Annotated in this window: 22 protein-coding genes; 6 read left to right on the plus strand and 16 right to left on the minus strand. The window is 71.5% G+C overall.

Features of this window, described 5'->3' with window-relative positions; genetic code table 11:
• Positions 1–100: 100 nt before the first annotated feature.
• The gene (locus tag BLQ67_RS04625) at positions 101–940 is read left to right on the plus strand and encodes a GNAT family N-acetyltransferase (protein ID WP_092502883.1); all 840 of its coding nucleotides are present in this window, start codon (positions 101–103) and stop codon (positions 938–940) included.
• 14 nt (positions 941–954) lie between these two features.
• Here BLQ67_RS04625 and BLQ67_RS04630 read toward each other — a convergent pair whose 3' ends face one another.
• From BLQ67_RS04630 to guaB, 11 genes are all read right to left on the minus strand, one after another.
• Positions 955–1,956 carry a bile acid:sodium symporter family protein gene (locus BLQ67_RS04630; RefSeq protein ID WP_092502885.1) on the minus strand — a complete coding sequence of 334 codons (1,002 nt, stop codon included), beginning with the start codon at positions 1,954–1,956 and terminating at the stop codon, positions 955–957.
• A gap of 105 nt (positions 1,957–2,061) precedes the next feature.
• Entirely contained in the window at positions 2,062–2,424 is a 363-nt protein-coding gene (locus BLQ67_RS04635) for a YciI family protein (RefSeq protein WP_157674670.1), read from the minus strand.
• 313 nt (positions 2,425–2,737) lie between these two features.
• Positions 2,738–4,309, minus strand: coding sequence for a glutamine-hydrolyzing GMP synthase (gene guaA / locus BLQ67_RS04640; RefSeq protein ID WP_092502890.1), 1,572 nt, complete (start codon positions 4,307–4,309; stop codon positions 2,738–2,740).
• Positions 4,310–4,321: 12 nt separating this feature from the next.
• On the minus strand, positions 4,322–4,750 hold the full coding sequence (locus BLQ67_RS04645) for a DUF3817 domain-containing protein (protein WP_092502892.1): 429 nt from the start codon (positions 4,748–4,750) through the stop codon (positions 4,322–4,324).
• A gap of 43 nt (positions 4,751–4,793) precedes the next feature.
• Complete coding sequence (locus BLQ67_RS04650) at positions 4,794–5,576, minus strand: SURF1 family cytochrome oxidase biogenesis protein (RefSeq protein WP_157674671.1); 783 nt, start codon at positions 5,574–5,576, stop codon at positions 4,794–4,796.
• An 8-nt stretch (positions 5,577–5,584) separates the two neighbouring features.
• Positions 5,585–7,372 carry a glycerol-3-phosphate dehydrogenase/oxidase gene (locus tag BLQ67_RS04655; protein ID WP_172802249.1) on the minus strand — a complete coding sequence of 596 codons (1,788 nt, stop codon included), beginning with the start codon at positions 7,370–7,372 and terminating at the stop codon, positions 5,585–5,587.
• Positions 7,373–7,434: 62 nt separating this feature from the next.
• Positions 7,435–8,550 carry a GuaB3 family IMP dehydrogenase-related protein gene (locus BLQ67_RS04660; protein ID WP_231945168.1) on the minus strand — a complete coding sequence of 372 codons (1,116 nt, stop codon included), beginning with the start codon at positions 8,548–8,550 and terminating at the stop codon, positions 7,435–7,437.
• A gap of 220 nt (positions 8,551–8,770) precedes the next feature.
• Complete coding sequence (locus tag BLQ67_RS04665; protein WP_092502898.1) at positions 8,771–9,421, minus strand: PadR family transcriptional regulator; 651 nt, start codon at positions 9,419–9,421, stop codon at positions 8,771–8,773.
• Entirely contained in the window at positions 9,418–10,257 is an 840-nt protein-coding gene (locus BLQ67_RS04670) for a DUF4097 family beta strand repeat-containing protein (RefSeq protein WP_092502900.1), read from the minus strand. Before BLQ67_RS04670 ends, BLQ67_RS04665 begins: the two co-directional genes overlap by 4 nt.
• A 194-nt stretch (positions 10,258–10,451) precedes the next feature.
• On the minus strand, positions 10,452–11,378 hold the full coding sequence (locus BLQ67_RS04675) for a hypothetical protein (protein ID WP_092502902.1): 927 nt from the start codon (positions 11,376–11,378) through the stop codon (positions 10,452–10,454).
• Between the two features lie 212 nt (positions 11,379–11,590).
• Positions 11,591–13,093, minus strand: a complete 1,503-nt coding sequence (guaB, locus tag BLQ67_RS04680; RefSeq protein WP_092502904.1) for an IMP dehydrogenase — start codon at positions 13,091–13,093, stop codon at positions 11,591–11,593.
• 161 nt (positions 13,094–13,254) lie between these two features.
• Between guaB and BLQ67_RS04685 the strand changes: the two genes are divergently transcribed.
• Genes BLQ67_RS04685 through BLQ67_RS04700 form a run of 4 tightly spaced genes read left to right on the plus strand, consistent with a single transcriptional unit; the run spans position 13,255 to position 17,345 of the window.
• Positions 13,255–14,631, plus strand: coding sequence for an ABC transporter permease subunit (locus BLQ67_RS04685; protein ID WP_231945169.1), 1,377 nt, complete (start codon positions 13,255–13,257; stop codon positions 14,629–14,631).
• Complete coding sequence (locus BLQ67_RS04690) at positions 14,631–15,614, plus strand: branched-chain amino acid ABC transporter permease (protein WP_092502907.1); 984 nt, start codon at positions 14,631–14,633, stop codon at positions 15,612–15,614. Before BLQ67_RS04685 ends, BLQ67_RS04690 begins: the two co-directional genes overlap by 1 nt.
• Entirely contained in the window at positions 15,607–16,536 is a 930-nt protein-coding gene (locus BLQ67_RS04695) for an ABC transporter ATP-binding protein (RefSeq protein ID WP_092502909.1), read from the plus strand. The genes BLQ67_RS04690 and BLQ67_RS04695 overlap by 8 nt, the downstream gene beginning before the upstream one ends.
• Positions 16,533–17,345 (plus strand): ABC transporter ATP-binding protein, encoded by an 813-nt coding sequence (locus tag BLQ67_RS04700; RefSeq protein WP_092502911.1) that lies wholly within the window; start codon positions 16,533–16,535, stop codon positions 17,343–17,345. Before BLQ67_RS04695 ends, BLQ67_RS04700 begins: the two co-directional genes overlap by 4 nt.
• An 898-nt stretch (positions 17,346–18,243) precedes the next feature.
• Here BLQ67_RS04700 and BLQ67_RS04705 read toward each other — a convergent pair.
• The 3 genes from BLQ67_RS04705 to groES form a co-directional block, all read right to left on the minus strand.
• On the minus strand, positions 18,244–19,500 hold the full coding sequence (locus BLQ67_RS04705; RefSeq protein ID WP_092502913.1) for an ABC transporter substrate-binding protein: 1,257 nt from the start codon (positions 19,498–19,500) through the stop codon (positions 18,244–18,246).
• 176 nt (positions 19,501–19,676) lie between these two features.
• Positions 19,677–20,603, minus strand: coding sequence for an EamA family transporter RarD (rarD, locus tag BLQ67_RS04710; protein WP_092502916.1), 927 nt, complete (start codon positions 20,601–20,603; stop codon positions 19,677–19,679).
• A gap of 81 nt (positions 20,604–20,684) precedes the next feature.
• On the minus strand, positions 20,685–20,981 hold the full coding sequence (gene groES / locus BLQ67_RS04715) for a co-chaperone GroES (RefSeq protein ID WP_092502918.1): 297 nt from the start codon (positions 20,979–20,981) through the stop codon (positions 20,685–20,687).
• Positions 20,982–21,128: 147 nt separating this feature from the next.
• On the opposite strand from groES, the gene BLQ67_RS04720 reads away from it, so the two are divergent.
• Positions 21,129–22,307 (plus strand): class I SAM-dependent methyltransferase, encoded by a 1,179-nt coding sequence (locus BLQ67_RS04720; protein WP_092502919.1) that lies wholly within the window; start codon positions 21,129–21,131, stop codon positions 22,305–22,307.
• A gap of 73 nt (positions 22,308–22,380) precedes the next feature.
• Here the strand turns inward: BLQ67_RS04720 and BLQ67_RS04725 are convergent, their stop codons facing one another.
• Together BLQ67_RS04725 and BLQ67_RS04730 are read right to left on the minus strand one after the other, a co-directional pair.
• On the minus strand, positions 22,381–23,322 hold the full coding sequence (locus BLQ67_RS04725) for a hypothetical protein (protein ID WP_092502921.1): 942 nt from the start codon (positions 23,320–23,322) through the stop codon (positions 22,381–22,383).
• Between the two features lie 119 nt (positions 23,323–23,441).
• A complete protein-coding gene (locus BLQ67_RS04730) occupies positions 23,442–23,771 on the minus strand; it encodes a DUF4190 domain-containing protein (RefSeq protein WP_092502923.1) in 330 nt (109 codons plus the stop codon).
• Positions 23,772–23,788: the final 17 nt, after the last annotated feature.

A 23,788-nucleotide genomic window follows, 5' to 3' on the forward strand; every position in this document is an offset into this window, starting at 1 on the left:
CTCATCCAGGACGTCGTGCACCCTGGGCACGAGTCGACGGCGACTCCGGAACGCGCATCCCGGGCGTGTCGCGCGTGCGGATCCGTGGTTCGATCGATGCATGATCCCCTCCGCGTCGGACCTGCCCGCGCTCGTCGCCGAGCTCGCGGCGTGGCAGCGCGACGACGCGGCCCTGCAGCTGCACCCCGGCGACCTCGGCTGGCAGCAGCGCCTCGGCGCCGAGGCGCTCGCCGGCTCGCTGCGCACGTGGCACCGCGACGGCGCGCTCGTGGCGCTCGGCATGCTCGACGGGCCGGTGCTGCGCATCGCGATCGAGCCACACCTGCAGGTCGACGTCGCGACGGCCGAGGCAATCGCCGCAGACCTCGCAGACGGGCTCGCCGAGGCGAGCAGCATCGAGGCGTCGACCGACGCCGTGCTGCACGACGTGCTCGCCGCGCGCGGCTGGACACCCGACGAGGCCTGGCAGCCGCTGCGCCGTGACCTCGCCGCGCCGGTGCCGCCGCTCGCCGACGGCCTGCGCATCGAGCTCGTCGACGCCGCGACTGCCGACGAGCGCGTCGCCGTGCACCGCGCGTCGTTCGACGGCGGCTCGTTCGACACGGATGCATGGCACGCGATGGCCGCGGGCCCGGCCTACGCGGATGCGCGCTGCCTGCTCGTGCGCGACGCCGGCGGCACGGCTGTCGCTGCGGCGACGGTCTGGTCGGCCGGCGCGGGACGCCCGGGCGTGCTCGAGCCGCTCGGCGCGCACCGCGACCATCGCGGCCGCGGGCTCGGCACCGCGATCGCCGTCGCATCCGCGATCGTGCTGCGCGACCTCGGCGCGTCGAGCGCGCTCGTGTGCACGCCGTCGTCGAACGTGCGCGGCATCGCCACCTACCGGTCGGCGGGCTTCGCCGACCTGCCCGAGCGCACCGACCGGCGCCGGCCGGCCTGACGCGAGTCGGCGCGCTAGCTCGCCGCAGCGTCCGCGCGCTCGGCCGGCGCCGCGCCCTTCGGCGGGCGACGCGACCAGAACGACGCGAGCAGCGAGCCCGACACGTTGTGCCACACCGAGAAGATCGCGGCGGGCACGGCGGCCTCCGGCGTGAAGTGCGTGCGCGCGAGGCCCGCGGCGAGGCCGGAGTTCTGCATGCCGACCTCGACCGACACCGCGCGACGTGCGGGCTCCTCGAGGCCGACGGCGCGGGCGGCGACGTAGCCGAGCGCGAGGCCGACGCCGTTGAGCACGACGACGATGCCGAGGATCGCGAGCCCCGACGCGAGGATCGTCGCGGCCGAGCCCGACACGACCGCGAGCACCACGAGCGTGATGCCGATCACCGACACGAGCGGCATCCATTCGACGATCCGCTCGACGAAGCGCGGCAGGAAGCGGCGCAGCAGCAGGCCGACGACGATCGGCACGATGACGATCTGCACGATCGACACGAAGAGACCGACCGGGTCGACGGGCAGGTAGCTGCCGGCGAGCCACAGCACGAGCAGCGGCGTGATGACGGGCGCGACGAGCGTCGACACAGTCGTCATCGCGACCGAGAGGGCCGTGTCGCCCTTGGCGAGGAAGACCATGACGTTCGACGCCGTGCCGCCGGGTGCGGCGGCGACGAGGATGACGCCGACCGCGATCGCCGGGTCGAGGTCGAGCACCGTCACGAGCGCGAAGCCCGTGAGCGGCATGATGATGAACTGCGCCAGGATGCCGATCACGAGCGCGAACGGCTTGCGGGCGACGATGCCGAAGTCGCTGCCGCGCAGCGTCATGCCCATGCCGAGCATGATGACCATGAGCAGCGGGTTGACCCACGCGCCGAGCCACGTGAACGGCGCGGGCACGAGCACCGCGAGGGCGCCGGCGGCGAGCACGACGAGCGGGAACCACGTGCCCGCGATGCGTCCGACCCTCGCTCCCGTCGACTCGGGTGCTGCGGCTGCGGGGTCGTGCGCGGGCATGCGGATGCTCCTCGTCGGTCGGTGGGGGACGCCACGACGATACCGACGTGCGCATCCCGAGCCCGACAGACGTCCCTCCCGCTCCCTGAGGAGCGGTCTTCCCGGTCAGGCGGGCAGGTCGGCGTCGCCGTGGATGCGCCGCACCTCGAGGTGCATGCCGGCGGCGAGCGGCGCGTCGGCGGCGAGGGCGGTGGCGGCGGCGAGGTCGGCGGCCTCGACGATCCAGAACCCGTTGAAGAGCTCCTTGATCTCCCCGTACGGCCCGTCGGTCACCATCGGCGGCACCCCACCGAAGTGCACGACCGCTCCGCGGGAGGGCGCATCCAACCCCACGGCGGTGACGAGTGCCCCAGCGGCCTCGAGGCGATCGTTGTACGCCCCCATGGCCGCCATCATCGTCTGGACGTCCCCGTCTCGCCGCTCGATCGCGGCGGCGTCGTCATCTCGCATGATGAGCATGAACTGCATGTCGATCAGTCTCCTCGTCCGGGCTGCCCACTGCATCCCTCACCAAGACGTCGAACGAGCCCCCGAGAGATCGACACGACACGAAGTTCCCCTCCAGAGGACCTCGGCGGCCGCCGCTCGCGAAGCGAGCGCCAGCCGCCGCAGCCCCACCGCCCGCGCGAGGCCGAGCGCCGATCGCGCGGGGACGTCGCGGGGTGTCGAGTTACGCAGACGACCGGAGGGGGTCGCGGACGCTAGTCCGCGACCCCCTCCGGTCGTCTGCGTTGTCTGAGCTGAGGAGCGACGTCCCCGCGCGATCAGCGCGGAGCCACCACTACTCCCATTCGATCGTCCCCGGAGGCTTCGACGTGACGTCGAGCACGACGCGGTTCACTTCCTCGACCTCGTTCGTGATCCGGTTCGAGATCTTCGCGAGCACGTCGTAGGGCAGGCGCGTCCAGTCGGCGGTCATGGCGTCCTCGGACGACACGGGTCGCAGCACGATGGGGTGCCCGTAGGTGCGGCCGTCGCCCTGCACGCCGACGGAGCGCACGTCGGCGAGCAGCACGACGGGGCACTGCCAGATGTCGCCGTCGAGGCCGGCGGCGGTGAGCTCGGCGCGGGCGATGGCGTCGGCGCGGCGGAGGGTGTCGAGGCGGTCCTCGGTGACCTCGCCGATGATGCGGATGCCGAGGCCGGGGCCGGGGAACGGCTGGCGGCCGACGATGACCTCGGGCAGGCCGAGCTCGCGGCCGATGGCGCGCACCTCGTCCTTGAAGAGGGCGCGCAGCGGCTCGATGAGCTGGAACTGCAGGTCGTCGGGCAGGCCGCCCACGTTGTGGTGCGACTTGATGTTGGCGGTGCCGGTGCCGCCGCCGGACTCGACGACGTCGGGGTAGAGCGTGCCTTGCACGAGCCAGCGGATGGGCTCGCCGTCGGCGGCGGCCTCGGCGACGAGGTCGCGCTCGGCCTGCTCGAACGAGCGGATGAACTCGCGGCCGATGATCTTGCGCTTCGTCTCGGGGTCGGTGACGCCGGCGAGCGCGGTGAGGAACTGCTCGCGCGCGTCGACGGTGACGAGGCGCACGCCGGTGGAGGCGACGTAGTCCTGCTCGACCTGCTCGCGCTCGTCCTGCCGGAGCAGGCCGTGGTCGACGAAGATGCAGACGAGCTGGTCGCCGACGGCCTTGTGCACGAGGGCTGCGGCGACGGCGGAGTCGACGCCGCCGGAGAGGCCGCAGATGACGCGGTCGGTGCCGACCTGCTCGCGGATGCGCTGCACCTGCTCGTCGATGATGCTGCCGGAGTCCCAGTCGCCGGCGAGGCCTGCGATGTCGTGGAGGAACGACTCGAGCACGCGCTGGCCGTGCTCGGAGTGCTTGACCTCGGGGTGCCACTGCACGCCGGCCATCTTCCGCTCGCGGTGCTCGAAGGCGGCGACGGGGGTGTCGACGGTGGAGGCGAGCACCTCGAACCCCTCGGGGGCGGTGGCGACGGCGTCGCCGTGGCTCATCCACACGGTCTGCGCGTCGGGCTGGCCGGCGAGCAGGGTGCCGGCGTCGCCGACGGTGACGGCGGTGGAGCCGTACTCGCGGTTGCCGGTGCGGGCGACGGTGCCGCCGAGCTGGGCGGCCATGACCTGGAAGCCGTAGCAGATGCCGAACGTCGGGATGCCGAGCTCGAGGATGGCGGGGTCGAGGCGCGGGGCGCCCTCGGCGTAGACGGAGGAGGGGCCACCGGAGAGCACGATGGCGGCGGGCGACTTGGCGCGCACCTCGTCGGCGGTGATGGTCGACGGCACGATCTCGGAGTACACGTCGGCCTCGCGCACGCGGCGGGCGATGAGCTGCGCGTACTGGGCGCCGAAGTCGACGACGAGGACGGGACGCTGGGAGGTGTCGGCCATCGGGTCCTTCCGTTAGGAGGCGGCTGCCTGCTGCTCGAGCGTGACGAGCTCGGCTTCGGCGATGCGGTGGATGCGGCGCTCGACGATGAACGACAGCAGCGGCACGACGCCGCCTGCCGCCATCGCGAGGAGTCGGAGGAACGGCCAGCGCAGCAGCAGGAAGAGCCGGAAGTTCGAGATGAGGTACACGACGTAGACCCAGCCGTGCACGATGAGCACGACGCGCGAGAGGTTGATGCCGGTGGTGGCGCCGTCGGGCACGAGGCCGATGAAGCCTGTCGAGCCGAACGCCTCGATCTCCATGTGGAAGCCGTACTTGGCGACCATCTCGACGACGACGAGCAGCAGCAGCACGCCGGTGACGTACGCCATCACGCGGTAGAAGGCCAGTGCGCTGCGAATCTGCGGGATCTGCTGGACGGGCCTGGGCACGTGCTCCATCCTACCGGCGGTGGATGCCGCCGATCGCCGCCCGCTGGCGGCGTCAGGTGGCGGCGGGCTGCTCGGGCGCGGGCTCGGCCGCGGCATCCTCGGCGGCCTCCCGCTCGCGTTCGCGCGCATCCTGCACGAGGCGGAACCAGAGGTAGAACGCGAAGAGCGCGAACGCGACCCATTCGATGGCGTAGAAGACGTTGAGCCAGTTGAGCTGCGTCTGCTGCTGCGGTGGCAGCGACACGATGGTGGCGAGGGAGGCGGGGGCTGCGTCGAGCACGACGTAGCCGGAGTAGACGTCGCCGTCGAAGCCCGGCCAGCGGTTGATGAGGTCGCCGACGGCCATCGCCTCGGTCGTGTCCTGCTCGAAGTCGGTGACGGTGGGCGACTCGCTCGGCAGGTAGCGGCCGACGATCGTCGTCGGGTCGAGGTCGACGTCGTCGATCGCCGCCTCCGCCTCGGCGCGCGTGGGCGCCCAGCCGATCGCGACGGCGAGGGAGTCGCCGGCGTCGGTGATGGCCCGGGCAGTGAGCCAGGCGCCGCTCGTGCCGTCCTGGTCGCGGCCGACGATCGTGAGGAACGAGTCGGGATCGATCGTCGCCGTCGTCTCGATCATGCGTCCGCCGGCCTCCGCCGTCAGCGGCTGCTGCGGCTCGGCGACGGAGTCGAGCGCGACGGGCGTCTCGGTGTCGCGCTCGTCCGCCTGCCCCTGCTCGACGGCCCGGCCGATCTGCCACTGCCCGAGGGCGGCGAAGATCGCGGCGACGGCGAGCGCGAACAGCAGCGCCCCGATCCATCGGGGGCGCCTCGCGACGTCGAGGAAGCTGGGATGCACGCTGTCGATCAGGTGCCGCGGGTGCCGACGGGCTCGACGACCGGCAGCGCGCCGAGCGGCACGATGTCGGGCGCCTCGAGGCGGGCGCGGTCGGCGGACTCGTCGTCGGGCAGCTCCTGGCTGGCGAGCTCGGCGGCGACGCGCTTGTTGTACGTGTTGATCTCGTTCTCGACGCGCTCGTCGTCCCAGCCGAGCACCTCGGCCATGATGCGCGCGGCGACGGGCGCTGCGGCGACGCCGCGGTCCCACGCCTCGATCGAGATGCGCGTGCGACGCGCGAGCACGTCGTCGAGGTGCAGCGCGCCCTCGGCGAGGCACGCGTAGCGCACCTCGGCACCGAGGTAGTCGTCGGCGCCCGGCAGCGGCTCGGCGAGCTCGGGACGCTCGCGGATGATGTCGAGCAGGTCGTCGGTCAGCACGCCGTACCGGTTGAGCAGGTGCTCGACGCGGTGCTTGTGCAGGCCGAACGCCTTCGCGATCTTGCCGCGCTTGTTCCACGCGGCGCGGTAGCCGACGGCGCCGAGCAGCGGGATGTCCTCCGTGCACGACGCGGGCACCTTGCCGTCGATGGCCGAGACGGCCTCGTCGATCGCATCCTTCGCCATCACGCGGTACGTCGTCCACTTGCCGCCCGCGATCATCACGAGTCCCGGCACGGTGTGCGACACGTGGTGCTCGCGCGACAGGTTCGCGGTCGTCGATCCCTCGGCGGCGGCGAGCAGCGGACGCAGGCCCGCGTAGACGCCCTCGACGTCGGAGCGGGTGAGCTTCGTCGCGAGCACCGAGTTGACGTGCTCGAGGATGTAGTCGATGTCGGCGGCCGTCGCGGCCGGGTGCGCCTTGTCGAGCTCCCAGTCGGTGTCGGTCGTGCCGATGATCCAGTGGCGACCCCACGGGATCACGAACAGCACCGACTTCTCGGTGCGCAGCAGCAGGCCCATCGACGAGTGGAAGCGGTCGCGCGGCACCACGAGGTGCACGCCCTTCGACGCGCGCACGCGGAAGTCGCTGCGCGAGCCGACCATCGCCTGCGTGTCGCCCGTCCACACGCCGGTCGCGTTCACGACCTGCTTCGCGCGGATCTCGAAGCGCTCGCCCGTCTCGTAGTCGTGCGCCTGGATGCCGACGACGCGCTCGCCGACCTTGAGGAAGCCCTCGGCGCGCACGCGGCTCGCGACGTGGGCGCCGTAGAACGACGCCGTGCGCGCGAGCTCGGCGACGTAGCGGGCGTCGTCGACCTGCGCGTCGTAGTACGTGAGTCCGCCTGCGAGCGCGTTCGGGTCGAGCGACGGGATCTGCTTGAGCATCTGCTTCTTCGACAGGTGCTTGTGCATCGGCACGCCCGGACGCATGAGGCCCGTGTAGCTGAACGCGTCGTACAGCGCCATGCCGGCCCCGATGTAGGCGCGCTCGATCTGGTTCGTGAGCGGGTAGAGGAAGCGCACGGGCTTCACGAGGTGCGGCGCGATGCGCTGCAGCAGCAGGCCGCGCTCGATGAGCGCCTCGCGCACGAGGCCGAAGTTGCCCTGCTCGAGGTAGCGGATGCCGCCGTGGATGAGCTTCGACGAGCGGCTCGAGGTGCCCGATGCGAAGTCGCGCGCCTCGACGATGCCCACGCGCAGGCCGCGCGTGACGGCGTCGAGCGCGGAGCCGACGCCCACGATGCCGCCGCCGATCACGAGCACGTCGAGCTCGCGATCCTTCATGGTTGCGAGGGCGCTCGCGCGCTCCTCCGGACCGAGGTTGGCCGATCGACGCACGCTCTTCGCCTGCGTCGTCTGCTGCTTGCCTGCCATGTGCCTCCCCTTTCCCTTGCGGGATCCTTCGGGCCCAGTGGGTCCTTCGCCGTTCGTCGGCGTCAGCGTCGCGGTGCCACCACGACGTCGATGCGCTGGAACTCCTTGACGTCCTTGTAGCCCGTCGTCGCGAGCGCCTTGCGCACCGCACCGACGATGTTGGCCGTGCCGTCGGCGACGGGCGCCGGCCCGTTGAGCACGACCTCGAGGTCGCCGACCTGCTCGACCTGCACGCGGTTGCCGCGCGGCAGCTTCTGGTTGTGCGCCTCGGGGCCCCAGTGCCAGCCGCGGCCCGGCGCATCCGTCGCTCGTGCGAGCGCCGTGCCGAGCATCGCAGCATCCGCGCCGCATGCGAACGCCTTGACGAGGTCGCCGGAGGTGCCGAGCGAGCCGTCGGCGATGACCTGCACGTAGCGGCCACCCGACTCGTCGAGGTAGTCGCGGCGCGCGGCGGCGACGTCGCTCACGGCGGTCGCCATGGGCGCGTGGATGCCGAGCACCGAGCGGCTCGTCGACGCCGCGCCGCCGCCGAAGCCCACGAGCACGCCTGCCGCGCCGGTGCGCATGAGGTGCAGCGCCGCCGTGTACGTGACGACGCCGCCGACGATGACGGGCACGTCGAGCTCGTAGATGAACTGCTTGAGGTTGAGCGCCTCGCCCGTCTTCGTGACGTGCTCGGCGGAGACGGTGCTGCCGCGGATCACGAAGAGGTCGACGCCCGCCTCGATGACGGTCTGCTGGTGCTCCTGCACCGCCTGCGGGCTCAGCGAGCCTGCGACGGTCACGCCTGCCGTGCGGATCTCGGAGAGGCGCTGGCGGATGAGCTCGGGCTTCACCGGCTCGGCGTAGATCTCGCGCATGCGGCTCGTCGCGAGGTCGGCGGGCAGGCCCGCGATCTCGGCGAGCAGCGGCTCGGGGTCGTCGTAGCGCGTCCACACGCCCTCGAGGTTGAGCACGCCGAGGCCGCCGGCGCGTCCGAGCGCGATGGCGGTGCGCGGGCTCATGACCGAGTCGGTCGGAGCGCCCAGCACGGGCATCTCGAAGCGGAACGCGTCGATCTGCCATGCGAGCGAGACGACGTCGCTGTCGCGGGTGCGCCTCGTCGGCACCACCGCGACGTCGTCGAATCCGTACGCCGGTCGTGCGCTCTTCGCCAGTCCGAGCTCGATCTCCGCCACGTCCTCCAGCCTAGTGCCGTGCGGAGGCTGCCTCTGGCGGCTTCGCCCAGGGCGATGTGCTCGCCACCGCCGGGCGCCCAATTCCCCGTTGCCAGGTGGACTTCTCGTTGCGAGGTGGACTTCTCGTTGCGAGGTGGACGTCTCGCGTCGAGGTGCGCCTGCAGCCGCACCTCGACGCGAGCAGCGCACCTCGCAACGGCAGAGCGAGGCGACGCGAGCGTCAGCGACCGAGGATCGCGCGGATGCGGGCGGCCGCCGCATCCACCTCCGCCAGCACCTCGCGGGCGGATGCCGCAGTGACGGACGCGCCGCGCACGAGCGTGCGCACCTCGGCGCGCATGCGAGTGACGGCGAGGTCGACCTCGTGCACGGCGGCGCGCAGGTCGGCCCGGTCGTCAGCGCGCGGCTCGGATCGCCCGTGCGGCGTCGACGACGCGGGCTCGGGGTCCGGGGCGCTCGCTGGCCGCGACGACGAGCGCGTCGACCGCGCGTCGCGCTCGGCGGCGGCGAGGTCGGCGCGCAGCGTGCGCATCGCGTCGCGCACGCCGCCGCGCACCTCGTCCGCGAGGCGTCGCACGGAGTCGCCGATCTCGGTCTCGAGCGCGTCGAGCTCGCCCTGCCGCTCGGCGAGGTGCGCGCGTCCCGCATCCGTGATCACGTACTGCGTGCGGCGCCCGTCGGCGTGCTTCTCGACGAGCCCCTCCTCCTCGAGTCGAGACAGCCGGGGATAGATGGTGCCCGCCGACGGCTGGTACGTGCCGCCGAAGCGGCGCTCGAGCGCCTGCATGACCTCGTACCCGTGCTTCGGCGACTCGGCGAGCAGCGCGAGCAGGTAGAGGCGCAGCGCGCCGTGCGCGAAGACGGGGCTCACCGACGCACGACCGTCTGGTCGCCGGAGACCGAGTTGAGCGTCACGCGGGCGGGCGCGCCCGCGCCGGGCTCCGAGTGCCGGCCGCCGCGCCTCGGCATCGCGACGCCCGCGACGCTGCCGCGGCCGCTCACGGTGTTCGTGACGACCTCGAGGGCGACGTCGGGGTCGACGCGGATGGTCGCGTCGCTCGAGACGCCGTTGACCGAGATCGAGTCGACGGGGCCGTGCACGTCGAGCAGGACGTCGCCCGAGACGGTGTCGATGCCGACGCGGCGCGACGAGCCCGAGACCGTGACCTCGCCGCTGACGGCGTGCACCTGCACGTCGCCGTCGAGCCCCGTCGCCTCGACGTCGCCCGAGACGGTGTTGACCTGCACGGCGCCCGTGACGCCGTCGAGCTGCACGTCGCCGGAGACGGTGCTGACGTCGGCGCCCGCCGTGACGCCCGAGACGAGGCCCTGCGCCGTGACCTGCCCGTAGGTGAGCGACACGTGCCGCGGCACGAGGATGCTCACCTCGACGCGGCCTCGCTCGGTGCCGAGCGACTTGAGCGAGTCGATGAGGTTCGACCAGCGCAGCAGCGGATGCGCGACGGTGAGCGCGCCGTCGTCGAGCGAGATCTCGAGGTCGCGGCCGTCGACGCGGTGCACCTCGACGCGCGCCCAGGGCTCGTCGTGACCGACGACGTCGACGGTGCCGGCGATGACGCCGACCTTGAGCCGGCGCACGCCCTCGAGGGTGATGGTGCGGGTGTCGCCCGGTCGCACCGTCCAGCGCTCGGCGCTCGAGTCGGCGGGCGTCGTGCCGTCGAACGGCTCGTGCTCGGTGGTGTCCATGGCTGCTCCTCGTGTGCGCTCGTTCGCGATATATCGCGTCCTGTCCAACACGATATATCGCGTCCTCGCATCCCGCAACCCTCCCCCGTTGCGAGGTGCGGCTGGTGCGCCGTCCAAGCTTTCGAGGTGCGCTTGCTGCATTGAGGTGCTGTTGCAACCGCACCTCAATGCAGCAAGCGCACCTCGGAACGCGATCAGGAGAGGAGGCGCACGCCTGTCGGCAGCACTCGCTCCTGCTGCGGCAGGCCAGTCGCGCGAAGGATGCGCTCGAGGCGCTCGGGGCGGATCACGTCATCCCACGTCCATCGACAGACGTCCGACGCCACGCGCATCGCATCCTCACGGCGCTTCTCGCTCACGAGCGCATCGACGCCGGTGCGCCCCTCGGCAGCTGCGAGCGAGCCGTACTTCATGAGCCCGTCGAACTCGCCGAGCAGCCAACGCTCGCCGCGTCGCCAGCCGAAGTCGGCTCGGAACTCCCCGAGGTGCGTGCGCACGACCACCTGGAGCTGCGGCACAGGGAAGCCCAGCAGCGCGATGGCGACCCGGCTGCGGGACTCGCCGACCGATTCCGACCGAGCATCGGCGAAGGCGATCGACCAACGAGCCCGCACCCTGCCCTGCTTGCTCTGGTGCAGCAGTGCGCGCTCGATGTCGGGCTTCGTCACGACGCCCGTGGCGAGCGCGGCATCCATCGCAGGGATCCCGTCGCTGGGGATGCGCCGTCGCCCGAGATCGGCAAGCGTCCACGCCACGCTCGAGCATCGGAGCCCGTCGACCTCGACGACATGCTCGGGTCGGATCGGCAGATGCGAGTTCCGAACCCCGGCCCGCCCGCCCGACATCGACGGGTCGCCGGTGCTGAACACGTACCGCGGCTCCGTGCCGAACGGGAGGCCATGGAGCATTGCGGCCGACTCCAGCGCGAAGACGATGCGCGGACGTGCGATGCCGACCGCTCGCACACGTGCTCGGTACCGATCCTCGACACCTGCCGAGTCCTGAGCGGTCGCGTCGACATAGCTGCCGCGACGGATCTGGCGGAGCGCACGGGATCTCGAGGGGACGAGGCCGAGCGCCTTCGCCTGCGAGGTCTGGACGATGTCGAGCGGGTCGGGCATGCCGGTAGCATCCGTCACCGGATGGCGAGCAGACCTGCGCGGGAGACCGCCTGTGGACGGCCGTCGCCTGTGAGGGACGCACCACCCGTTGCGAGGTGGGGTTGCTGCATTCGGGTGCGGTTGCAACAGCACCTCAATGCAACAACCGCACCTCGGAACCGCCCACGGTGCACGAAGCGCACCTCATTGCACGAAGCGCACCTCGCAACGGGTCAGCGGCGGTAGTTCGGCGCCTCGACGACCATCTGGATGTCGTGCGGGTGCGACTCCTTGAGGCCCGCCGCCGTGATGCGCACGAAGCGGCCCTTCGTCTGCAGCTCGGGGATCGTGCGGCCGCCGACGTAGAACATCGACTGCCGCAGGCCGCCCGACAGCTGGTACGCGACCGTCGCGAGCGGGCCGCGGTACGGCACCTGGCCCTCGATGCCCTCGGCGATGAGCTGCTCGTCCGACGGCACGTCGGCCTGGAAGTAGCGGTCGCGCGAGTACGACGTCTTCGTGCCGCGCGTCTGCATCGCGCCGAGCGAGCCCATGCCGCGGTACGACTTGTACTGCTTGCCGTTGATGAGCACGAGGTCGCCGGGCGACTCGTCGGTGCCGGCGAGCAGCGACCCGAGCATGACCGAGGATGCGCCGGCCACGAGCGCCTTGGCGATGTCGCCCGAGTACTGCAGGCCGCCATCGGCGATCACCGGCACGCCCGCGGGGGTCGCGGCGAGCGACGCCTCGTACACGGCGGTCACCTGCGGCACGCCCACGCCCGACACGACGCGCGTCGTGCAGATCGATCCGGGGCCCACGCCCACCTTCACGGCATCCACGCCCGCGTCGACGAGCGCCTGGGCACCCTCGCGCGTCGCGACGTTGCCGCCGATGATGTCGACGGCGTCGAAGCGGCTGTCCCCCTTGAGGCGCGTGACGATGTCGATGACGCCCTGCGACTCGCCGTTGGCGGTGTCGACGACGATCACGTCGACGCCCGCCTCGAGCAGCGCCTCGGCGCGGTCGTACGCGTCGCCGAAGAAGCCGATCGCCGCACCGACGCGCAGACGGCCGTGCTCGTCCTTCGTCGCGAACGGGTACTGCTCGACCTTGTCGAAGTCCTTGATGGTGATGAGGCCCGCGAGGCGGCCGTCCTCGTGCACGAGCGGCAGCTTCTCGAGCTTCGACCGCTTGAAGATCTCGAGCACGTCCTCGCGCGACGTGCCCACGGGCGCCGTCGTCAGCGGCGCGGGCGTCATGACGTCGCGCACGAGCGCCGTCGCAGCCTCCTCGCGGCCGACGAAGCGCATGTCGCGGTTCGTGATGATGCCGAGCAGGTGCCCGCCCTCGTCGACGACCGGCAGGCCCGACACCTTGTACTGACCGCAGATCGCGTCGACCTCGGCGACCGTCGCATCCGGACCGATCGTCACGGGGTCGGTGATCATGCCCGACTCCGACCGCTTCACGCGGTCGACGATCGCCGCCTGGTCCGCGATCGCGAGGTTGCGGTGCACGATGCCGATGCCGCCCTGGCGCGCCATGGCGATCGCCATGCGCTCCTCGGTGACCGTGTCCATGGCGCTCGACACGAGCGGCACCGCGAGGCGGATGCGCCGGGAGAGCTGGGTCGAGGTGTCCGCCTCGCTCGGGATGACGTCGGTGCGGCCCGGGAGCAGCATGACGTCGTCGTAGGTGAGACCGGTGAAGCCGAACGGGTCGCGGAGTTCCATCGCCATCCATCGTACGAGTAACGATTCGGTCCCGAGTGCCGATCCGAGCAGAAGACGAAACATGCTCGACACGGCAACCGGGCTATGTTGACTCCACCGTGCAACAGGCACCCCGCCTATCGCATTCCCGTATGGGTGCGCCACGGACCACTGGAGGACATGTGGAGAAGACGCTCCGACCGGCCAGGTGGTGGCTCGCCATCCCTGCGCTGCTCGTCGCCCTCGGCATCGCCCTGAGCCTGGGATCGACCCAGGCCAGCGCCACGCCGGCACCGACCGACCCGACCCAGGCCTATCAGTTCCAGGGCATCGTCAGGTCCGACCCCCAGACGCCCCTCGCGGGCGTCGTGATCACCGCCACGGGAGCCGACGGCTTCGAGGGCACCGCGACGACGGGCGACGATGGCCGTTGGTCGATCGGCGTCCCCGGGCCCGGCGACTACACCGTGGCGATCGACGAGACGACCATCCCCGATGGCCTCGCCGTGAACCCCGAGCACGTCTCGCGGCCCTTCACGATCGGCACCACGAACTCGCAGGGCGTGCTCTTCCAGATCGGCGAGCCCGGCTCGTTCGACACGGGAGGATCGACCGGCGGCGGCTCGGACGAGGGCTCGAGCTCCGGCTCGTCCACCGACTCCGGCAGCCGCTTCTCGTGGTCGCAGCTCGGCCAGCGCCTCTTCACCGGCCTCAACTTCGGCCTGCTGCTCGCCCTCGGCGCCATCGGCATCACGCTGATCTTCGGCACCACCGGCGTCAACAACTTCGCCCACGGCGAGATGCTCACGTTCGGCGCCCTCGTGTTCTACATGCTCACGACCGCGCTGCACCTCCCCGTCTGGGTGTCGGTGATCGGCGTGCTCATCGCGAGCGCCGCGTTCGGATGGCTGCACGACGCCGCCATCTTCAAGCCGCTGCGCCGCAGGCGCGTCGGGCTCGTGCAGGTGCTCATCGTGACGATCGGCCTCTCGATCGCGCTGCGCTACTTCTTCCAGTTCATCTTCGGAGGCGGCAGCGAGACCCTCGCGGTCGACAACTCGGCGGTCATCTCGTTCGGCACGTTCAACGTGCGCGTGTCGAACATCGTGAGCATGGTCGTGTCGATCCTGATCCTGCTGGGCGTCGCGTACTTCCTCACGCGCACCCGCATCGGCAAGGCCACGCGCGCCGTGAGCGACAACGCGGGCCTCGCATCCGCGTCGGGCATCAACGTCGACCGCGTCATCCGCATCGTGTGGGTGCTCGCGGGCACGCTCACCGGCCTCTCCGGCATCCTCTACGCCTACTTCGTCGGCGCGAGCGTGCGCTGGGACATGGGCTTCATCATCCTGCTGCTGCTGTTCGCATCCGTGACCCTCGGCGGTCTCGGCAGCGCGTTCGGCGCACTCGTCGGCGCGCTCATCATCGGCCTCGCCACCGAGCTGTCGACGCTGTGGCTCCCCACGGACCTCCGCTTCGCGGTGGCCCTCGTCATCCTCATCCTCGTGCTGCTGTTCCGGCCGCAGGGTGTGCTCGGTCGCAAGGAGAGGATCGGCTGATGCTCGACGTCCTGCTCGGCTCGCTCAGCGAGCTCATCTCGGCCTCGTCGGCGGCGTACGCGCTCGCCGCCATCGGCCTCGGCATCCACTTCGGCTACGCGGGCCTGCTGAACTTCGGCCAGGCCGGGTTCATGGCCATCGGCGCCTACGCGTTCGCGATCTTCACGAGCCTCGTGAACCCGACCGACGCCTGGGGCTGGCCGCCCGCGCTGTCGCTGCTCGCAGCGACGCTCGTCGGCATCGCCGCCGCCACGGTGTTCGCGCTCATCCTCGGCATCCCCACGCTGCGCCTGCGCGGCGACTACCTCGCGATCGTCACGATCGCGAGCGCCGAGATCGTGCGCTTCACGGTGCGCACCCAGGACCTCACCGAGGTCACGGGCGGCTCGCAGGGCATCCGCGGCACCGACTTCAAGGGCGACATCCAGGCCGTCAACGACGGTCTCCTCGACCTGTCGAACAACACCTGGTACACGCTCGTGAGCTGGATCATCGTGATCATCGCGATCATCCTCGTGTGGGGCCTCATGCGCAGCCCGTGGGGCCGCGTCATCAAGGGCATCCGCGAGGACGAGGATGCGGTGCGCTCGCTCGGCAAGAACGTGTACGCCTACAAGATGCAGGCGCTCGTGCTCGGCGGCGTCATCGGCGCCATCGCCGGCATCCTGTTCATCTTCCCCCGTGCCGTGCAGCCCGACAGCTTCGCCACCACCCTCACGTTCAACGTGTGGACGGCGCTGCTGCTCGGCGGTGCGGCGACGGTCCTCGGGCCCGTGCTCGGCGGCGTGCTGTTCTGGTTCCTGCTGTCGTTCGTGCGTGGCCTCATCGGCGAGCTCCACGATCTCGGCCTCTTCGGCGCCATGTCGGCGACGCAGGCCGGCCAGCTCGCGTTCGTCGCCGTCGGCGTCGCCCTCGTCGTCCTCGTGGTCTTCCGACCGCAAGGGATCATGGGGAACAAGAAGGAGCTGTCGTTCAATGTCTAGCGCCACGAAGACCCACCACCTCGTCCAGGGCGAGGTGGGCCCCGGCTGCGCGAAGGTCGACCCGATCGTCGTCGCCGACGCCGTGAAGCGGCAGTTCGGCGGCCTCACCGCCGTCGACGTCGCCCACGTCGAGATCCCCCGCGGCGCCATCACGGCGCTCATCGGCCCCAACGGCGCAGGCAAGACGACGTTCTTCAACCTGCTCACCGGCTTCGACAAGCCCAACGAGGGCACGTGGTCGTTCGAGGGGCAGTCCCTCGCGGGCGTCCCCGCCTACAAGGTCGCCCGCCGCGGCATGGTGCGCACGTTCCAGCTCACCAAGTCGCTCGGACGCCTCACCGTGCTGCAGAACATGCTGCTCGGCGCCACGGGTCAGCGCGGCGAGCGCTTCTTCTCCGCCTTCTGGTCGTTCCTCTGGAAGGGCCAGGAGCAGGAGAACATCGCCCGCGCCGACGACCTCCTCGCCCGCTTCAAGCTCGACGCCAAGCGGGAGGACTTCGCGGCCTCCCTCTCCGGCGGCCAGCGCAAGCTGCTCGAGATGGCGCGCGCGCTGATGTCGAAGCCGACGCTCGTCATGCTCGACGAGCCGATGGCAGGCGTCAACCCGGCGCTCACGCAGTCGCTGCTCGACCACGTGCTCGGCCTCAAGGCCGACGGCATGAGCGTGCTCTTCGTCGAGCACGACATGCACATGGTGCGGCACATCTCCGACTGGGTCATCGTCATGGCAGAGGGCAAGGTCGTCGCCGAGGGTCCGCCCGAGTCGATCATGCAGGACCAGGCCGTCGTCGACGCGTACCTCGGTGCGCACCACGACACCGACCTCGGCACCCTCACCAACCAGGAGATCCAGCAGATCGAGGAGGAGGCCGCCGAGGAGCTCGAGGAGATCGTCGCGGCCCGCGAGGAGGACAAGGCATGAGCGTCGTGCTCGAGACGAAGGACCTCGTCGCCGGCTACCTGCCGGGCGTCAACATCCTCAACGGCTGCTCGATCGTCGCCAACCAGGGCGACCTCATCGGCATCATCGGCCCCAACGGCGCCGGCAAGTCGACCCTGCTGAAGGCGATCTTCGGCCAGGTCAACGTGCGCGGCGGCGGCGTCGAGCTGAACGGCGAGGACATCACCGGGCTCAAGGCCGACAGGCTCGTCGGCAAGGGCGTCGGCATGGTGCCGCAGAACAACAACGTGTTCCCCTCCCTCACCATCGAGGAGAACCTCGAGATGGGGCTGTTCCAGCAGCCCCGCATGTTCAAGGAGCGGTTCGAGTTCGTCGCAGGGCTCTTCCCCGAGCTCGGCAAGCGCCGCAAGCAGCGTGCAGGATCGCTCTCGGGCGGCGAGCGCCAGATGGTCGCCATGGGCCGCGCGCTCATGATGGACCCGTCGGTGCTGCTGCTCGACGAGCCCTCCGCCGGCCTCTCCCCCGTGCGCCAGGACGAGACGTTCCTGCGCGTCGCCGAGATCAACAAGCACGGCGTGACCATCGTGATGGTCGAGCAGAACGCACGCCGCTGCCTGCAGATCGCCCACCGCGCGTACGTGCTCGACCAGGGCCGCGACGCCTACACCGGCACGGGCCGCGAGATGCTCAACGACCCCAAGGTCATCGAGCTGTACCTCGGCACGCTGGCGACGGATGTGGAGGAGAAGGCGAAGACGTCGACGAATGCTGTCGTCGGGGACGAGTCTTCGGATGCGTCGGAGTCGGAGTCGAAGGACGAGTCGAAGTAGTCGTCTGACGGATCGTTCGGAGGCGTCGCACCCATCGGGTGCGGCGCCTTCGTCGTTGGTCCGGGATGCGCGGCCGGCGGGACGTCGCTCCTCAGCTCAGACACTGCGGCCGGGAGGCGGGGCGGAGGCCCTGCGGGCCTCTGCCCCGCCTCCCGGCCGCAGAACTCGACACCCCGCGACATCCCGTCGACCGCACATCCCTCGCGTCCCGGTGAGGGTGGTGCGACCGCTGCGCTCCGCCGGTCGCAGGGAGGGAGGTCGGCCGCGGTGGGGTGGGGCGCTGCGCGCGCGTCCTGCGCGCCGACGGCTTTGCCCGGCCGTCCCCGGCGTCGACGGTGGTCACCCCTGCCTCGTCGCGGATCAGCGCACTCGGGAGGTACACGGTCTCGTGACAGCTGCTCGCTGCGCTCGCGGCCTCCTCGAGCAGCTGGGGGGCGAAGAAGGAGGTGTCTCAACCTGCTGCAGACGCCTTCTCGCAGCTGGTCGAGGAGCGCGCGGCCGCAGGCCGCACGCGTCACGACACCCGCGCACCTGCGGGGCGCCCAGTCGCAGTGGCGCACGGCGACCACGGGAGGGATCTGAGCGCCGGGAAGGCACGGCAGCACGTCGGACGCGCGCGGCGCCCTCCCCCTCGGGGTGGAGCTCCTCCCCCACCACCAGCGCGACGGAGGGACCGGGGTCGCGGTGGGATGGTGCGGGGTGTCGAGTTCTGCGAAGCGATCGAGGGGTCGTGGCCCCTGGGCCACGACCCCTCGATCGCTTCGCAGTGTCTGAGCTGAGGAGCGCCATCCCGCCGCGACCCCGGCCCCGGAACCACCCCCAGACACGGCCAGAGGGCCCCTGGTCGAGACCAGGGACCCTCTGTCCTGTGCTGTGATTCGGAGATCCGAACCGATGACTACTCGGTCAGCGAGCCGAACTCGGTGTTGAGCAGCGTGTAGCGGTTGTCGGCACCGTACTGGTAGATGCCGATGTACGCCTCGGTCGGGTCACCGTTCTCGTCGAACTCGATGGGTCCGGAGACGCCGTCGTAGTCGATGTCCTCACCGTCGGCGATGAGCGCGAGGCACTCGGCGACGTCGGTGCACTTCGTGCCACCTTCCGAGACGGACTGGAGGTTGTCGCGAATGGTCTCGGCGTCGGGCGAGCCGCCCTGCGCTGCCGCGAGGGCAGCGAGGATGACGGCGTCGTACGACTCCGGGGCGTAGGAGAAGTCGGTGAGGCTGGAGTCGACCTCGAGCAGGCGCGACTGGAACGTGTCGTCGGCGGGGTTGCCGGGCAGCGTGCCCTGCGTGCCCTCGAGCGTGCCTGCCGGGAACTCGTACGAGTTCGACAGGTTGCCGTCGACGAAGTAGACCTGGTTCGCCGGGTAGCCCTGCGTGGAGATCAGCTCGGGGACGATGTTCGCGGTCTCCTCGAAGGCGAGGATGCCGACGGCGTCGGGGCCTGCTGCGAGGATCTCGGACACCTGCGACGAGAAGTTCGTGTCGCCCGGGTTGTACGGGACGGACGCGACCACTGCGCCACCGCCTGCCTCGACGGCCGCGCCGGCGTTCTCGGCGAGGCCGATGCCGTACGGGTCGTTGATGTACAGGAACGCCACGTTGGCGGCGCCGTTGTTCACCATGAGGTTGCCGAGCACGCGACCCTGGAGCACGTCCGAGGGGGCGGTGCGCCAGTAGAAGCCGTCGTCGTCGTAGTCCGAGAAGTCGGGCGACGTGTTGGCGGGCGAGATCTGCACCACGCCTGCGTCGACGAACTGGTCGATGAACGTGAACGAGACGCCCGAGGAGGCGGCGCCGATCGCGACGTCGGCACCGGCGTCGATGAGCTGGCTGGCCGACTGGAGCGCGATGTCCGTCGTCGTGTCGCCGGAGTCCGTGTCGACCTGCTCGATCGTGAACGGGTAGTCGGCGGCCTCGAGGTCGGCGACCGCGAGGTCGACGCCTGCGAACTCGGGCGGGCCGAGGAAGGCGAGGTTGCCGGTCTGGGGCAGGATCGTGCCGACGACGAGCGTGTCGTCGCTGGCGCCGTCACCGCTGCCGCTGCCGTTGTCGCCGCCGCCGGTCGAGCACGCCGCGAGCAGGACGATGCCTGCCGTGGAGGCTGCGAGCAGTGCGGCACGGCGCGAGCGCGAACGAAGGAAGGCCTTCATGGTGCTCCTCGTGTCAAGGGAGATGCCCCCGGCCGCGCCGGGGTTGGACCAACCATAGGCGCGGATGGAACCGAAGAAGGCTCGGTTTCGTGACGAACGTGTAACGGTCTGGTCGCGGTACGGTCACGGTCCGATCGCGAGGAGGTGGACCGGTCTCGCCGGCCTGCGAGCGACCCCTAGGGCGCAGGCTCGGGCACGACGGGCGAGCGCCGACGGCGGCGTCCGGCGACGACGAGGTCGACCATGAGCACGACGAGCGACAGCCATACGAGGCCGAAGCCGGCGAGGCGCTCGGCAGGCATGGGCTCGTGCATGACGAGCCAGCCGAACAGCAGCGAGATCGTGGGCGCGAGGTACTGCGTGAAGCCGAGGGTCGCGAGCGAGACGCGGCGCGCTGCGGCGGAGAAGAGCATGAGGGGCACGGCGGTGACGATGCCGAAGCCGACGACGGCGAGCTGCTGCCAGCCGGACACCTCGACGATCGTGGGGCCGAGGATGATCGACGAGCCGATGAGCATCGCGAGCGCGAACGGCACGGTCGCGGCGGTCTCGAGCGTGAAGCCCGTGATGGCGTCGACCTTCGCGCCGACCTGCTTCTTCAGCAGGCCGTAGACGCCGAACGCGGCGGCGAGCACGACCGCGATCCAGGGGAACTCCCCGTAGGCGACGACGAGCACGACGACGGCGAGGCCGCTGATGCCGACGGCGACCCACTGCGCGGGGCGCAGCCGCTCGTGCAGCACGACGACGGCGAGCACGACGGAGAGGATGGGGTTGAGGAAGTAGCCGAGGCTCGTCTCGATGATGTGGCCGGTGAGCACCGCATACGCGAAGACGGTCCAGTTGACGAGGATGGCGACGCCGGAGGCGGCGAGGAAGCCGAGCGAGCGGCGGTCGCGCAGCACGGTGCGCACGGCGCCCCAGCCGCGCACGATCGTCACGATGAGGGCGGCGACGGCGAGCGAGGCGAGCACGCGCCAGCCGATGAGCTCGATGGCGCCGATGCCCTGCATGAGCACGACGTACATGGGCACGACGCCCCACACGGCGTACGCGCCGATGGCGAGCGCGAGCCCGCGTCCCGCATCCTTCGACTCCGGCATCCTCGTCCTCTCAACGAGCCTGCAACGACGCGACGGCGGCACCCATTCCGGGTGCCGCCGTCGCGGTGGGGTGGGGGTGCGTCAGCGCACGACCACCGCGAGCACGTCGCGGGCCGAGAGCACGAGCAGCTCCTCGCCGCCGAACTTCACCTCGGTGCCGCCGTACTTCGAGTAGATGACGCGGTCGCCCTCGGCGACGTCGACGGGGATGCGGTTGCCGTTGTCGTCGACACGGCCGGGGCCCACGGCCACGACCTCGCCCTCCTGGGGCTTCTCCTTGGCGGTGTCCGGGATGACGAGACCGCTGGCAGTCGTCGTCTCCGCCTCGACCTGGCGGATGACGATGCGGTCCTCGAGCGGCTTGATGGAGACCGACACGGTGCCCTCTTTCCTCAGTCGGATGTCTGATTGGCAGTCGACGTCGTCGAGTGCCAGGTCGACTGTACGCGTTCGGCTGGCACGAGGGCAACACGAGTGCCAGCCGCGTCCGCCGTCGGCGGACGGGTTCGCTGCTTGGATGGTGGGATGGATGCCGACGCCCTGCGCCTGCTGCTCTCGCGCGACGGGCTCGCGCTGCTCGACGAGGTGTCGTCGTCGCTCGACGACCTCGGCGGCGCCGTGCAGGCCGTGCAGACGCTGCGGCGTCGCGGGCACGACGGCGCGCTGGTCGCTGCGGTGCTGACGCAGGCGCGGCTGCGGCGTCGCGGCGAGGCGAAGTTCGGCTCGTTCGCCCGGTCGATGCTGTTCACGGAGGCGGGCCTCGAGCAGGCGACGCGGCTGCGCGTCGCGGCCCTGCACGCGGGCAGGATGCGCGACGCCGGCATGGGCACCGTCGCGGATCTGGGCTGCGGCATCGGCGGCGACGCGCTGGCGATCGCCGGCGCCGGCTGCGCCGTGCGCGCCGTCGACGCCGACGAGGTGACGGCGGCGGTCGCAGGCTTCAACCTCGCACCGCTGCCCGAGGCGTCGGTGGCGCACGGGCGCGCCGAGGACGCGGATCTCGCGGGCGTCGACGCGATCTGGGCCGACCCCGCCAGGCGCGACGCATCCGGCCGCCGCCTGCCGGTCGAGGAGTGGTCGCCGCCGCTGCCGTGGGTGCTGTCGCTCGCGGCGCAGCGGCCCATGGGCGTGAAGCTGGGCCCTGCGATCGACCATGACCAGCTGCCCGCCGACGGCGAGACGCAGTGGGTCACGGTCGATGGCGAGACGGTGGAGGCCGTCGCGTGGACGGGCGCCCTCGCGAGGCAGGGCGTGCGCACGTCGGCGCTCGTGCTCGACGCCGACGGCGCGCACGAGCTCGCGGGCTCCCCCGACGCCGACGCCGTGCCGACGCGCGAGCTCGGCACGTGGCTGCACGAGCCCGCGGGCGCCGTCATCCGCGCGCGCCTCATCGGTGCCGTCGCCGACGCGCTCGACGCGGGCGTCGTGAGCGAGCGCATCGCCTACCTCACGACCGACGCCGACGTCGAGAGCCCGTTCACGCAGCGGTTCCGCGTGCTCGCGACGCTGCCGCTCGACGAGAAGGCCATCCAGCGCGAGGTGCGCGCCCGCGGCATCGGCACCCTCGAGGTGAAGAAGCGCGGCGCCGACGTCGACCCCGACCGCCTGCGCAGGCGGCTGCGGCTCGACGGCGACGCGTCGGCGACGCTCGTCGCGACGCGCATCGGCGGCCGGCACCGGGCGATCCTCGCCGAGCGCGCCTGACGCGCCCGCGCATCCGCCCCGGAACGCACGAACGCCCCGCCGAGGCGGGGCGATCGTGCGGTGCGCGTGCTGCCTAGAAGGAGCCGCCCGCTGCGAACCACGGCAGCCAGACGACTGCGTAGATGATGATCACGATGATCGTGATGAGCGTGCTGACCGCACCGACGAGCATCGCGATGAGACCCCACGGCTTGTTCTGCGGCGCCTTGCGCATGCTCATGAGGCCCGTGACGATCGCGCCGATGCCCGGCAGCAGGCCGAAGCCCGACCACGACAGGATGAAGCCGACGCCCGCGAGCACGATCGCCGTGATCGTGAGGCCCGTGAGCTTGCCGCGCGGCGCCTTCTCGGCCTGACCGTACTGCTGCTGGCCGTACTGCTGGCCGTAGCCGGGCTGCTGGCCGTACTGCTGCTGGCCGTACGCGGGCTGCTGGCCGTACTGCTGCTGGCCGTAGGCGGGGGCCGACGTCTGCTGGCCGTAGGCGGGTGCAGGCGACGACTGACCGTACGCGGGCGCGGGCTGGCCGTACGCAGGCGCCGCCTGCTCGGCGGGCTGGCCGTAGGCAGGCGCAGCCTCGGCGGGCTGGCCGTACGCCGGTGCGGCCTCTGCGGGCTGGCCGTACGCGGGCTGCGCGGGCTGCTCGGGGGCCGGCTGACCCCACGCGGGCGCTGCCTGCTGCTCGGCGGGCTGGCCCCACGCGGGTGCCGCCTGCTCGGGCTGCTGGCCGTACGTGGGCGTCGACTGGCCGTACGCAGGTGCGGCGGGCTGCTCGGGAGCGGGCTGGCCCCACGCGGGCGTCGCCGGCTGCTCGGGCTGGCCGTAGGCGGGCGCGGCGGGTGCCGCGGGCTGCTCGGGCTGCGCTGCGGGCTGGCCCCACGAGCCGGCCCCGGCATCGCTCGCGGCGGGCTGCTGCGGCTCCTGGCCGAAGCTGGGCGCCGATGCGGGCTGCTCGGGCTGCTGCTCCGACGGCGCGAACCGGCGGTCTTCGCTGCCGTTCGAGAACTGGTCGCTCATGGTCCCCCTCCAGGGATGCTCGCCTGCCTCGGCAGGCTCTGGTCACGGTCGTCACGAAGAGCGGTGCGACGCGACTGGATCACGCTACCGCACCGGTCGATCGGTTCCCTGGGCTTGCTTCACGGGCCCGACGGCAGGTTCTGGAACAGCGTCGCGAAGCTCGCGGCGAAGAGCACGATGGCGACGAGCATCGCGACGAAGCCCACGGCGCCGAGCACGATGGCGCCGATCGCGAGCGGCCTGCCGCCCGCACCTGCGCGGCGGATGCGCGGCAGGGCGATGGCGCCGAGCACGATGCCGGCGAGCGAGCCGAGCAGGGGCACGAACGTGACGCCGAGCGCGGATGCGCCGATCGCGAGCATCGCGAGCAGGTCGGTCGCCGGCGCGCGGTACGCGGCGGCGTCGGGCGCCTCGGGCGCGGCGGCGACGGGCGGCGGTGCGATGCTCACGCACCCAGCGTGCCACG

This window comes from Agrococcus jejuensis, assembly GCF_900099705.1.
GTDB classification, from domain to species: Bacteria; Actinomycetota; Actinomycetes; order Actinomycetales; family Microbacteriaceae; genus Agrococcus; species Agrococcus jejuensis.

What these genes read in the sequence shown, in the direction of transcription:
- guaB (WP_092502904.1), bottom strand. Translation starts at nt 13,093, where the DNA reads ATGGAACTCCGCGACCCGTTCGGCTTCACCGGTCTCACCTACGACGAC.
- BLQ67_RS04725 (WP_092502921.1), bottom strand. Translation starts at nt 23,322, where the DNA reads ATGAGCGACCAGTTCTCGAACGGCAGCGAAGACCGCCGGTTCGCGCCG.
- BLQ67_RS04700 (WP_092502911.1), top strand. Translation starts at nt 16,533, where the DNA reads ATGAGCGTCGTGCTCGAGACGAAGGACCTCGTCGCCGGCTACCTGCCG.
- BLQ67_RS04670 (WP_092502900.1), bottom strand. Translation starts at nt 10,257, where the DNA reads ATGGACACCACCGAGCACGAGCCGTTCGACGGCACGACGCCCGCCGAC.
- BLQ67_RS04635 (WP_157674670.1), bottom strand. Translation starts at nt 2,424, where the DNA reads ATGCAGTTCATGCTCATCATGCGAGATGACGACGCCGCCGCGATCGAG.
- BLQ67_RS04720 (WP_092502919.1), top strand. Translation starts at nt 21,129, where the DNA reads ATGGATGCCGACGCCCTGCGCCTGCTGCTCTCGCGCGACGGGCTCGCG.
- BLQ67_RS04630 (WP_092502885.1), bottom strand. Translation starts at nt 1,956, where the DNA reads ATGCCCGCGCACGACCCCGCAGCCGCAGCACCCGAGTCGACGGGAGCG.
- BLQ67_RS04655 (WP_172802249.1), bottom strand. Translation starts at nt 7,372, where the DNA reads ATGGCAGGCAAGCAGCAGACGACGCAGGCGAAGAGCGTGCGTCGATCG.
- BLQ67_RS04645 (WP_092502892.1), bottom strand. Translation starts at nt 4,750, where the DNA reads ATGGAGCACGTGCCCAGGCCCGTCCAGCAGATCCCGCAGATTCGCAGC.
- BLQ67_RS04705 (WP_092502913.1), bottom strand. Translation starts at nt 19,500, where the DNA reads ATGAAGGCCTTCCTTCGTTCGCGCTCGCGCCGTGCCGCACTGCTCGCA.
- BLQ67_RS04675 (WP_092502902.1), bottom strand. Translation starts at nt 11,378, where the DNA reads ATGCCCGACCCGCTCGACATCGTCCAGACCTCGCAGGCGAAGGCGCTC.
- guaA (WP_092502890.1), bottom strand. Translation starts at nt 4,309, where the DNA reads ATGGCCGACACCTCCCAGCGTCCCGTCCTCGTCGTCGACTTCGGCGCC.
- BLQ67_RS04625 (WP_092502883.1), top strand. Translation starts at nt 101, where the DNA reads ATGATCCCCTCCGCGTCGGACCTGCCCGCGCTCGTCGCCGAGCTCGCG.
- rarD (WP_092502916.1), bottom strand. Translation starts at nt 20,603, where the DNA reads ATGCCGGAGTCGAAGGATGCGGGACGCGGGCTCGCGCTCGCCATCGGC.
- BLQ67_RS04695 (WP_092502909.1), top strand. Translation starts at nt 15,607, where the DNA reads ATGTCTAGCGCCACGAAGACCCACCACCTCGTCCAGGGCGAGGTGGGC.
- BLQ67_RS04690 (WP_092502907.1), top strand. Translation starts at nt 14,631, where the DNA reads ATGCTCGACGTCCTGCTCGGCTCGCTCAGCGAGCTCATCTCGGCCTCG.